The sequence below is a fragment of the Nitrospirota bacterium genome (assembly GCA_035516965.1).
GTDB lineage: Bacteria > Nitrospirota > UBA9217 > UBA9217 > UBA9217 > MHEA01.
Window position 1 is genome coordinate 1 of record DATIZR010000081.1, and the last position, 11,978, is coordinate 11,978.

The window sequence follows — 11,978 nt, forward strand, 5'->3', positions numbered from 1 at the left end:
GGTTCCGGCATTCAGGATAGTACCCGAGGCCGGCGTATATACAAGATTGCCGGCGACGCTCGGCGTGGCATTCAGCTGAGTGCCGCTCAGCGCAGTGCCGTAGGTTATCGCAGAGGGATTCGCCCAGGTGACGCTGGTTGCAGCCTTCGCGATGGCGAGCGTGCCGATTGCGCTCCCCTGGTAGTTGGCGTCATTGACGGTGCCCACAACATTATAATTTCCGGCAACCGCTGGAGCTGTCGGGAGGCCATTGTAGGTGAAGGTGACGCTCAGCCCGACTGGATTCGTCGTTGCCGAGGCTGATTTCTGCGTTCCGTCATAGGTCTGATTGAGGCTTCCGAGCGTGACCGTTGCAGTCGCCTTGCTGATGACCAGTGTGCCGGATGCGCTCCCCTGGTATGTTGGATCGTTGATAGTGCCCACTACCGCATAGTTGCCCGCGTTCGTCGGCGCCGTGCTACTCCCGTTATAGGTGAAGGTCACGTTCAAACCTGCCGGAGTTGTCGTTGCCGTTGCCACTTGCGGTGCTCCGTTATAGACCTGGTTGAGGCTGCCGAGCGTGACCGTTGCAACGGTCTTCGCCGCGAAGAACGCACTGATCGTATGGTTGGCCATCACGTTGGTGAAGGTGTAGCTTGATATGGCGCCCTGCGAAACACCGTCCACCTGCACATTAGAAATGAGGTAACCCGTATTCGGAACAAACGTGAACGTCCTTGTGCCTCCGGAACTTATCAGAAAGTCCTGTGACGATCCGGCCGAGACGATCGTGCCATTCGAGTTGATAGTGCCGTTGGTGCCCGACGTTGCCGTAATAAGGTTGGTGCCGAGCTGGAAGGTCACCGAAATGGTATGGTTTATCGTTACATTATTGAAGGTCCACGAGTTTGGCAATCCTTGCGATATACCGTCAACAACCACTGACGCTATGACGTATGCGGGGGAATTGGGTGTGAAGGTGAACGTCTGGCTCCCACCGTAAAGCACCGGAGTCGGCCCTAAAGGAGTGACAGTGCCGTTCCCCGTCGCCGATGATGTGATCGTCAGGGTGTTCAGCGTAAAGAGTGCGCTGACGGTGTGGTTGGTCGTGACGTTGTTGAATGTGACGCTCGTAGGAACGCCGGCTGAAGAACCGTCCACCTGTACGTCGGTAATATGGTATCCCGTGCCGGGTGTGATCGAGATTGTCTGGTTTCCACCTGAATTCACCGAGGGGTTGACCGGGGTAACGGTGCCGGTGCCGCCGGAGACCGATGTCGCAATGGTGAACGTGTTGATCGAGAAGCTCGCTATCACAGTGCAGCTGGCTATTGCGGGATTCGTCGTGAAAGTGAGTCCGTCTGGGGACAGCGTTCCGCCGCACGTCCCGCCAACAGACGCATGGTATCCCGTAAGCGGTGTGAGCGTAAAGGAGGGCGTAGAGCCGTAGGGCACTGCCTGGGCGCCATTCGGGCTGATACTCCCGTTGCCTCCACTGACCGATGATGTTACCGTCACAGTGCCGAGCGAAAAGAGCGCCGTGACCGTGCAGTCGTTCTTGACCGCGTTCGTCGTATACGTGTTCCCGACGAGCGCGCCGCCGCAGGTCCCGCCCATGACCGTGTTGTAGCCGGCGCTCGGCGTCACTGTGAACTGCGTTGTTGTGTTGTAGTTCACCGTCTGCGGAACACTCGGGTTGATGCCCCCATTCGTGCCGGCAGACGGCGTCACCGTATAGGTGTTGATCTGGAAGAAGGCGCTGATCGTATGGTCGGCGGTAACGTTGTTGAACGTATATGTCGGTGCGGAGCCGACCGAGCTGCCATCCACCTGGACGTCGAAAATATGGTAGCCGGTGTTCGGCGTGATCGAGAACGCTTTGGAGGTATCGTAGCCCACCGTGATCGCCCCGGAAGGGCTGATGTGCCCATTGGAGCCCGCCGTCGCCGTGATCGTGTGTGTCTCGACCGGCTCGGTCGTAAAGCTCCACGAAATGCCTGCCGGAGGTGTGAGGGAGTTCCCTACGAGATCGGTGACACCCGACGTTACCACGGCTGTGTACTGGGTGGCGGGATCCAGGGGCTGATCGGGGGTCAATGCTGCCAGGGCGCCCGTCACGGTGATCTGGCCCGAGACGATCCCGTTTGGGCCCATGAGCAGGAATGTGGCCGGTGTGATCGAGCTTGCCAGCATCGTTTCGCTGAACAGGGCGACCACCTGGCGGTAGACCGGCACAGAGCTGTCTCCGTTGGCCGGGAACGTGGACAGCACGTAAGGCTGCACGTTGTCGGGAGACTGCGCGATGGTCGTAAAGCTCGATGCAAAATCGGTCGCCATCGGGTGGCCCGCAAGGTCCGTGACCGCTGCGGGGACCGTCACGGTGTAGACAGTAGAAAACTTGAGCGGCTTGATCGGGGTAACCACGACCGTGGTCCCGATCAGCTTGATATCGACGGGGATGGGAATGGTGGAGGTTCCTTCGCTCACCAGAACATTACCGGGCGTGATGGTTTCCGCACTCATCGGCTCGCTGAACGTAACGGTTATCGGCGTATCCACGTCCGCGTTTGCTGCGTTGGGGGCCGGATACATCGCAGTGACTGACGGCGGCGTCGCGTCGTCTGCAGCTGCCGTCCTGAAGCGAGACGTGAAGGCGTTCGTCATCTTGTTCTTTGCGAGATCCCGCGCGTTTGTTCCGACGGTGACGAGGTAGTCCGTATTGTGTGCAAGTAGGATCCCCGGAACGAATGTTGCGGCGGATAAAGCCCCGTTATACGATACGGTACCGACGAGCGCGGACCCCGTTGCGAACGTGCTGAGCAATACCGTCGACTCTGATATCGTGGTCGGGTCCATGGGCTCGCTGAAGATGATGGAAACGGCCGAGGTGGAACTGGCACTTGTGGTATCCTTGGCCGGCTGGACTTCGACGACCCGGGGCGGCGTCGTGTCCGGTGAAGCGGACGTCGTGAAGTTCCACTGATACTCGCCGGCCATCTGATTGCCCGACATATCTCTTGCGCCGCTGACCGTGGCCTGGTACGCCGTACTGTATTCCAGCGGCTGGTCGGGTGTGCAGACGGCGGCGTTTCCGCTGTAGCTCATGGTGCAGGGCACGCTTCCCCCGCCGTTCACCAGGGCGAGCCCGAACTGGACGGTACCGGCAAGCACCGGCTCACTGAAGGTAACGCTGATGGCGGCATTCGGCGCGACATTCGTGTCCAGATTGCGCGGGGCCGTGTCCGACACAGCGGGCGGTATCGTGTCGGGCGGCCTGTCCGGCCCTTTCCTTCCGGGGCAGGCGTTGAGCGTGGACAGTACCGCCAGCAGGCAGAATAGGATGAGGTAAGATCGTTTTTTCATTTCCCTTATCATATTTGTACCTTCGGGATATCGACCGGCCCGGGACGCATGAAGCGATCATCCCTGAAAGCTGTTCTCCTAGAAATCCCTTTTGACCTCAAAGATGAAGCGGTTATTCGTATAATCGGCGTAATAGTTGCTGGGGGAATAGCTGTTCGTGTAACGGTATTCCAGGGCCAGGATCGTTCTTTCCCAGGCCCGATACTCATAGCGCAACCCGGAAAGATACACGTCCGTGTACGTGTCAAGGACGTTGTCCTCCAGCCGCTGTACGGTCAGGTCGGCGATGAGTTTTGATTTCGTGCTGACCGCGTGGCTTATCGTGCCGCTTATGATGTAAGACGATGTCTCCAGATGCTTCCCCTTGAGGGGATTCCGGTATTCTTCCAGGCTCGCGGTAACGCCGAAAGTGGTCCTCTCGACCGACCGGGAGATCTTTGCCGTGAAAAAGTCTTCCCTTGTCACGATGTGCTGAGGGTCCTCGGGATAGATCAATCCGCTCTCGAAATTGAACAGGAACTTCGGGAACTGGTGGGTGAACGCGATTTTCCCGTAGGGCTGGGTCGAGGAATCCTGGATGGCTGGGTGCAGCCAGATGTAACCGAACTTGCCGATCAGGCTGGAGCCGTCCAGGTATTCGTATCTGAGCCCCCCTTCCAGAGTGCTCATGTCGTAATTCTCTATCTTGTTCTCGTCTTTGGTGTAGATCGCGGAGAGTGTCATCGTCATCTGCGATGACAGGGAGCGCACCATTTCCGCGTGGGTTATATGATTGACCTTATTAATGGCCGTCCCGGCCGCCTGCACTGGGAGCGTGCCGGTTACCTCGCTATTGACGACCTCCGGCTCCTTGTACCAGATGTTCTGGTATTCATACCCGGCATTCACGGTTGTGCGGTCGTCCACATGAAGTGTAATGTAGGGGGTCGCAGACAGAAAATTCTGGTCGCTCTGGTTCACGAATGTGCTCTGTTTCGTGTAGTCCTGTGTGATGTCGAGCGACACCCTGTTGTAGGTATCGCGGACTGCGAAAAAGAGGAGGTCCCGCACGAGCCTCGTCTCGTTGGTAAGACTGGCATCGAAGCTCTTGTCGTTATGGAACCCCGACAATGCGTAATACCAGTAGTTATACGCGAGCGACACGTCCCAGTCCCACAAGGGCGCCCGGTAGGTCATGCTTACGGCAGGGAGGGCCTTCGTGATGAAATCGAACTCTACCTTCGATGTGTCGGCACAGGGGGGAGTGCATCCCCGCGGAGCCAGGAAGATGTTGTCGTTGTACTCTTCGCTGACGGTAAGCGACGCCAGGAAATGGTTCTCCGCCATGGCCAGCCCCCCCGGAAGCAGCAGGGTTGCCAGGACGACTGCTGCTATGGCAAGTGATCTCGACAGAACGCTCAAGACGATGCTGATCCTCGTTGTGGGAGATGATGGGAAATGCCCTGGCAATGCTCCGCCCTCTCAGTTACATGCGGTAACCGAAGGGTTTGTTTTTTCAGCATGATATGTTCTTCCGTCGGCATATGCTGTCATAGGCGCCACTCCTATGCCTGCACTATGTCGTCCGGACAGACCCTCAGAGCGACGCTTCTGCCGAGGATCTCGATGTTCACGCAAAACAGATGCTGTTCCCGCTTCTTCGTCAGTACGCCTTCAATGCCTTGGAGCGGTCCCCGCTCTATTCTCACCCGGGCGCCCTCCTGCAAGTTCGAGTACACATCAAAGGGCAGGCCGCATGCGAACAGGGCCTGGAGAGCCCGGATCTCTTCCGGCACGACCGGCGTCGGTTGGCCGGGCTCGAGGCAGACCAAGGCCACCGTACCCCGTGACTTGGTCGCGCGCTGGAAATCCTCTGCTGACCGCTCGAGGGAGACAAAGAGATAGCCCGGGAATACGGGAAATTCCACGTTCTTCTTCCTGTCCCGCCACTGCTGCAGCTTCACGACCGTCGGGAGGAACGTCTCAACGCCCTTGTTCGCCAGCTCGTCGCGGGCGATAAATTCATGCCTTGACTTCACCCAGAGAGCGTACCAGTTGAGTCCCATGATCGCATTACCCCACTCACGTTCGCCGTCACGACCTTGCTGCCCGGCGTCGCCAGCCCGCGACGGTGGCAGGGTGGCCGGATCCCGTCCTCACTGGGTCTGGTGCTCGCATTTTTCCAGGAGCTCCAGCCCGTGAGCCAGGCCATTGAGGTCGCGGACCTTGACGCAAGCATGCTCCTTCTCGAGGGCCTTTACGCGGTTACCCATATCGTCCAGCATCAGCACCAGCATGAACAGCAGCATCATTTTATTTTTTTCATCATACTGTGCATGCAATGCCGGGGAAGGCGCAGAAAGGTCCCCTCCTTCAGCGGAAGACGGTTCGAGCGTTTGCCGCGGCGCCGGGTGCCCTCCGTTCCCGTCATTCCCGGGGTGGTCGGGGATGTCTCCCTGGATGTCCTTGATGATCTCGTCCACCATCCCCTCATCAATCGACTTTGTTTCCTCGGCAAAGGCGGTCAGCAGAAGAAAATTGCAGAGGATGTTCACCAGCCTCGGGATGCCGGAGCTGAAGGAATAAATCTTATCCATCGCTTCAGGCGAGAACTGCACGGCGTCTCCGTTCCCGGCGACGGTGAGCCGGTGATGGATATAGTCCTCGCATTCGCGCCTCGTGAGCGGATTAAGATGGCAGATGATGCTGACCCGCTGCCGAAGCTGCCGCAGCTCGGCCAGGGAAAGCATCTGGCCCAGCTCGGGCTGGCCCACGAGGATGATCTGGAGCAGCTTGGCATCGGGGGTCTCCAGATTCGACAGCAGCCTGACCTCTTCGAGCACTGCCGGCGTGAGATCCTGTGCTTCGTCGATGATGAGGACCGGCAAACGCCCTTTCCCGTGCTCCTCGATAAGGAACTGATTGATCTCCTTTAGGAGCGTGACCTTGTTCTTGCCCGCACTGTCCAGGCCGAAATCATCATTGATCATGGCGAGCAGCTGCTCGAAGTCCACCCGGGTATTGAACACCCTTGCCAGAGTGGTCCGGTCGTCGAGGTGGTTGATGAAGTCCCTGATGAGCGTGGTCTTGCCCGAGCCCACTTCGCCGGTGAGCACCATGAAACCCGCACCCTCGTGCACGACATAGTTGAGATAAGTCATGGCCTTTTTATGCGTTGCGCCGAGGAACAGGAACTCGGGGTTCGGCACAAGCTCAAAGGGTTTTCTTTTCAACTCAAAGAATTGTTCGTACATGGAATTTCCCCCGCAGCCTTAGTCTATTTAAGATAATCACTGTAGTACGAGTGGTATGCCGAACGGCCGTTCAGTCCCCCCGACCCCGCGCCGTTGTAAACGATGCCCATGATGTTCTCCCCCCTCAGCGCTTCGAGGGCGTCGAGGACGTGCTGCTGGGGGGCCCGACCCTCCTTGACGACGAATATGATGCCGTCGGCAAGCGAGCTCAGGATCTTGGTTTCTGCAAAAAGCAGCACCGGTGGCGTGTCGATGATGATGAAGCGGTCGGAATACCGATGTTTCATGGACTCCAGGGCTTTTTTCATGCGCTGGGACGAAACGAGCTCAACGGGATTCCCGTCCTGATTTCCCGACGAAAGGAACGCAAGGTTCCCGTTGCCGAGAGTGATAAGTGCGGAGCCGATGTCAAGGTCTTCGGCAACGCAGTCGGACAGTCCACGCTCCGGCTCCACTTGGAACAACTGGCAGAGCGTCGGCTTTCGCATGTCACCGTCGATAAGCAGCACGGAATGGTCATGATCCTGCGACAAGGACAGGGCAAGGTTCGCGGCCGTGATGCTTTTCCCCTCCCCGCCCACGGCGCTCGTCACGAGGATCACATTCTTACCCGGCTCCTGCTTTGTCATTCCGATGATCTGTGATTTGAGTTTCTTATATTCCTCGGACGCCGGCGAATAGGGTTTGTTGTACGCAACAAGGTAGGGATTATCGAGCGGAATGGCTTCTGCTGCCGCCCGGACGATCTTCCGTTCCCGGTGAGCAACGGTCTCCTGGACCGCTCCGGTCTCCCTCTTGCCTTCCCGCATCCGTGATGCCTTCTCCAGGGCATTTTCTATCCTGCTCATATACACTCTCCTCGGAAACCGGCTACCGGATCCGCTTCAGGGAACTTGTAATCTCCGTCTGGGCCCGCTGTACCGCATTGTCCACGTAGGGAAGGCCCATCATCTCCACCGTGATGATCGCCAGGAGGCCTGTCAGGTAAACGCCGGCAGCGGCGTAGAGCAGCCTGTCCTTTTGTTTGACCCGCGCAGTTTCCCGGACGGTTTGAATGTTCGGGATGATGGCCAGGACCGGCAGCCCCAGTTTCTTCACATCTTCAACGGACCGCAGCGAGGAATCAAAAAAGTCCAGGGCGACGATGAGGCCGATGCCGGCAGCGATCCCTCCCACGATCCCCAGCAGGATCATTTTCATGACATTCCTGCTGATCGGCTTCGTGGGAACGATTGCGGGTTCGACGATCTTGAAGGCGCCAGCCTTGTCATGGACCTCCACCTGGGCCGAAAACTCCGACTTGCCGAGCGTCGCCAGCAGTTCTTCGTAAATTCTTTTGTTCATTTCCCGCTCGTGCTCCAGGTCCAGTAGACTCTTATTCCCCACAAGCGCATCGCGCGCGGGGGATCGGGACTCCGCGCTTTGGCTCTGCCCGCCGCGTTCGCCGTCACCCACGGCAGCCATCTCCGCAGCCGGCGAACCGGAAGAAGCCCCCTTTTTTAATTTCGCCTGTTCCTGGAGCTGTTCGATCTCCGCCTTCGCTTTTATCACCTCGGGATGGCTGTCCGTATACTGCATCATGAGATCGGCCAGTTTTTTCTGCAGGACGACAAGCTGGTCATTCAACACGACACCCTTGTCCTTCCTGAACCTGGCGATCTGCGCCTCCCCCTGTGCGATCTTTTTCTTGAAAACGTCGATCTGCTCCAGCAGGAACTGGTTCGCGCCTGATGTTTCCTGCTGCTTCATGGCGAGATTGTCCAAAATGTAGCGCCGGACGAGGGCGTTGACGTAATTGCTCGCCAGCACCGGATCGGCGCCAATGTACGAAACGGTAAATACGTCAACATCTTTCCGGTTCGCTGTTCCCATATCAATCCTGATATCGGTGCTGTTCTGAAAGTCCTTGATCAGGCCCTCAAGACTCTCGGCGCTCTTCTTGCTGACGTCGATGCCAAGATCGCTCATAACCTTCATGAGGAAATTTCTGCTTTTCACGACGATCGAAAGGGCTCTGATCCTGTCTTCATACGAGGGCGCGATCGCGACGTTCTTCGTCAGGTCGCTTATCAACTGCCGTTCGACGAAAATAATGGATTTTGCCTCATAGAGCTTCGGCTTCAGATATGCGCCGATGACCAGGACGGTCGTGACGAGCATGACGATCAGCACGAAGAGCACCCGCCTTGCGTAGATCATTCGGGCGTATTTTTGAATATCGAATTCAGCCGACTGTTCCACTGCTGAGCCTCCTAAAAAATGCCCTCTTTCACGATGACGTAGTCACCGGGTTTGAGCCTCGTGTTCTGCTTGAGGTCGCCGTCGTTGACCAGCCTTCGCAATTTGACGGGAATCGTCACTTCTTTCTGGTCCTCGCCCTTCCGGTAAATGAGCGTGTCATTCTGATTCGCGAACTTGGTGAACCCTCCCGCCTCGAGGATCGCCTCCATGACGCTCAGGCCGTCGCGGTACTCGATGAACTTCGGATTGTTCACTGCGCCCACGACGTATACGTTCTTGTCGGTGTTGGCGGGAATGAAGATAACGTCATTCGGCTCGATCTCAAGGTCTTCAGCCGTGTCGCCCTGGATGAACAGAGGGAAGAAATCGGTCTTGATCTTCGTGCCGCTTCGCAGCACATAGGCGCGTTTGAGATCGGCCTTCCGTGCATCTTCGGTCTGACACAGCAGCTGCAGCAGGGTCGTCCGCTGGGCCAGAGCATACACTCCGGATTTCACGCCCCCGCCGAAAATATACACTTTATTGTTCGTGACCTCTGTCACGATCACCGTTACGATCGGATTTTTGACAATGCCCTTGAGCTTCTCCGTCAGCGTCGTCTGCAGGGTCCTGGCAGTCGAATTCGCAGCAGCCACTTCGCCAAGGGCCGGCAGCGTGATCTTTCCATCAGGCCGCACCTTTACCGAAAGGCTCAGTTCTTTTTCACCCCAGACCGAGATCTGCAGCGTGTCGCCTTCACCGATGCGGTAATCGCCGCCGCGAACGGCGAACGGAACCAAGAGCAGCAGCATGAGCGGAGGCAGGACCTTTTTCCACGTCATCATCTCCCCCCCTTTCCAAAAAGAACGACCTTGATCGTTTCGAGGGCGATGAGCAGGTCGAGCAGCGGAGACAGGTTCTTGATGTAGAACAGGTCGTATTTCAGCTTTTCGATGGCGTCCTCGATCGAGGCTCCGTAGGGATACTTGATCTGCGCCCATCCGGTGATCCCCGGCTTGACGAAATGCCGCTCGGGATAGTACGGAATGATCTCCTTCAGCTGGGCCACGAACTCAGGCCGTTCAGGCCGCGGTCCGATGAGGCTCATGTCCCCCTTCAGCACATTGACGAGCTGAGGCAGCTCATCCAGACGGATCTTCCGCAGAACCCGCCCCACCCTGGTTACCCGCTGGTCATCCTTCTGTGCCCAGACGGGACCGCTCGCATCTTCAGCGTCCTTTTTCATGGTCCTGAACTTGATGAGCACGAACAGCCTTTCCCGCTCCCCGACCCGCGTCTGTTTGAACAGGACCGGCCCCGGTGACTCAGCCATGATCAGCAGCACGATCACCGGGAGAATGGGGAGAACAATGACCAGGGCTATCGCCGCGATAACGATATCGAATACCCGTTTGAACATGCGGATCGCGGGGGTTATCCTGAACCCATCGCTGAAAATGAGCCAGCTTGGCCGCAAATTTTCCAGAAGCAGCTTCCCGGTCAATTCTTCATAGAACGAGGGGGCATCGACGATCTCCACCCCGCTCAATTTGCAGGCAAGGATGTCGCGTACGGGCAGCACCCCGCGCCGTTCGGAGAGCGAGACCACGATCTTCTGAGCCCTCTCCCGGCGCACGGCCTCGATCAGCCTGCTTCCCTTGCCCACGATGGCATCCAGGGGCACCACGGTGGAATCCTGGTCGCAGCTCAAGTATCCCTTCAGCACATGCTGGTGATTGGTGGCCGTGATGATGTTGCCGATCTGCTGGGCTGTCTGCCCGGTCCCCAGGACCAGGACCTTCCTTGCGAGACCGTCCGAATTCATAAATGCCGTATACATGATGCGCCACGACAGCTGAAGCACGCCGAAGGCGCCCAGGGCCAATGCGAAAGAGCCCCGCCCGATGCTGATGTTCGGCATGGCATAGTACAGCGCCGACAGGAGTGTGAACGAGACCACCAGACTGATGACGATCCGTGCAACGAACTCTCTGGCATACATTGCCTTTTCGGTGGTGTACAGCTCGAGCAGAAAGGACGAGAAGAGAACCCCGATGACGAAAAAGGGCAACTGGATCGCCTTCACGTTCAGAAGGCCTTCAGATACCGGGACCGAGATGAATCGCAGGCCGTACCCTGCAAACACGGCACAAAGGGCGATAAGAACGTCGCCGAGCACCAACATCGAAAATTTTCCGCTTCCATTCACGCACAACACCTACTCTCTTTGTTGTCCCTGCCGTGTCATCCGCAGCAGGCGAGCGACGAATCGTGCGCTCTGTTCGCTGTGCCTTGAATCCGTACCCTAGATTCCGTCAGGCGGGAACCTGCCTGATTGCCGTGACTTCGCCTCCCTACAGAGCCTGCAGCAGAATCTTGACGGCTGCAGGCGGGTTAAACGTCTTTTCGGAGGCATCATTCGTTCTCCGGAGCCGCCGGAATCGCTGAAGCAGCTCTAGACAAGGCTGTAACCTCCCTGAGCCGTTATGTCCCCGCTGATCACCTGCTTTACCAGGTGTTTGAACTTGTCGTAATCGAGCGGTTTGATCATGCAGTATGAATTATCGAATTCATTCAGAATGTCGATCAGCTTTCCGTCGATATTGTCGGACAGGATGATCGTCGGGATGTTTCTCTTTTTTATTTCATCAAAAAGGAATGCCCCGTAGGGATAGCTGGTAACCACGAGACCGAGGCGGTCATTGTTTAATTTCAGAGGCAGGTCATTCGTGTGCAAAATCATGTCGGTCCCATATCCCACCGTCTCAAGGATCGCTGAACAGATCCGCGAGAATCTATGCTCGTCAATGATCAGTATGTTCTTTCGCACCTGTGCCATGCTCCAACATTAAGCAATTATGATGCCTCTCGCCGATTGAACAGATTTTCAAAGACTTGCGGGCATAAGCAATTCGCCGGGTTCAATTAGTGGTTCCCTGAGAACCACTCTTCCTTGGGACAATATGTACCCCCGGATACATCATAAGAAATCGTTGCGAATTCGTTGAATAGGTTATTAAAAGTGTTTCCTTTGGACACAGGCTGATCCCCCTACCAGACCGGATGTATTTGGTGGGTGGGAGGATCATCCTTTAAGCACTTCTCCATCAAGGAACGGTAGGAGTGAGCATGCCGGGAAAATTTTCACCTATTTAAAATTGGCAACTAATTAATAAATAACGA

The 11,978-nt window shown here is 56.9% G+C and carries 9 protein-coding genes; all 9 read right to left on the bottom strand.

Annotated features, from left to right (window positions below; genetic code table 11):
• The coding region (locus tag VL197_12335) for an Ig-like domain-containing protein (protein HUJ18768.1) at nt 1-3,342 on the bottom strand (3,342 nt) is incomplete at its 3' end.
• Nucleotides 3,343-3,420: 78 nt separating this feature from the next.
• Entirely contained in the window at nt 3,421-4,743 is a 1,323-nt protein-coding gene (locus tag VL197_12340) for a TIGR03016 family PEP-CTERM system-associated outer membrane protein (GenBank protein HUJ18769.1), read from the bottom strand.
• A gap of 143 nt (nt 4,744-4,886) precedes the next feature.
• Nucleotides 4,887-5,387 carry a UpxY family transcription antiterminator gene (locus VL197_12345; protein ID HUJ18770.1) on the bottom strand — a complete coding sequence of 167 codons (501 nt, stop codon included), beginning with the start codon at nt 5,385-5,387 and terminating at the stop codon, nt 4,887-4,889.
• A gap of 90 nt (nt 5,388-5,477) precedes the next feature.
• A complete protein-coding gene (locus VL197_12350) occupies nt 5,478-6,575 on the bottom strand; it encodes an XrtA/PEP-CTERM system-associated ATPase (protein HUJ18771.1) in 1,098 nt (365 codons plus the stop codon).
• Between the two features lie 23 nt (nt 6,576-6,598).
• Nucleotides 6,599-7,423 (bottom strand): polysaccharide biosynthesis tyrosine autokinase, encoded by an 825-nt coding sequence (locus VL197_12355; GenBank protein HUJ18772.1) that lies wholly within the window; start codon nt 7,421-7,423, stop codon nt 6,599-6,601.
• A gap of 22 nt (nt 7,424-7,445) precedes the next feature.
• Nucleotides 7,446-8,816 (bottom strand): Wzz/FepE/Etk N-terminal domain-containing protein, encoded by a 1,371-nt coding sequence (locus VL197_12360; GenBank protein HUJ18773.1) that lies wholly within the window; start codon nt 8,814-8,816, stop codon nt 7,446-7,448.
• 11 nt (nt 8,817-8,827) lie between these two features.
• Entirely contained in the window at nt 8,828-9,640 is an 813-nt protein-coding gene (locus tag VL197_12365; protein HUJ18774.1) for a polysaccharide biosynthesis/export family protein, read from the bottom strand.
• Entirely contained in the window at nt 9,637-10,980 is a 1,344-nt protein-coding gene (locus VL197_12370; protein HUJ18775.1) for a TIGR03013 family XrtA/PEP-CTERM system glycosyltransferase, read from the bottom strand. The genes VL197_12365 and VL197_12370 overlap by 4 nt, the downstream gene beginning before the upstream one ends.
• Before the next feature lie 270 nt (nt 10,981-11,250).
• On the bottom strand, nt 11,251-11,634 hold the full coding sequence (locus tag VL197_12375) for a DNA-binding response regulator (protein ID HUJ18776.1): 384 nt from the start codon (nt 11,632-11,634) through the stop codon (nt 11,251-11,253).
• Between the last annotated feature and the right edge of the window lie 344 nt (nt 11,635-11,978).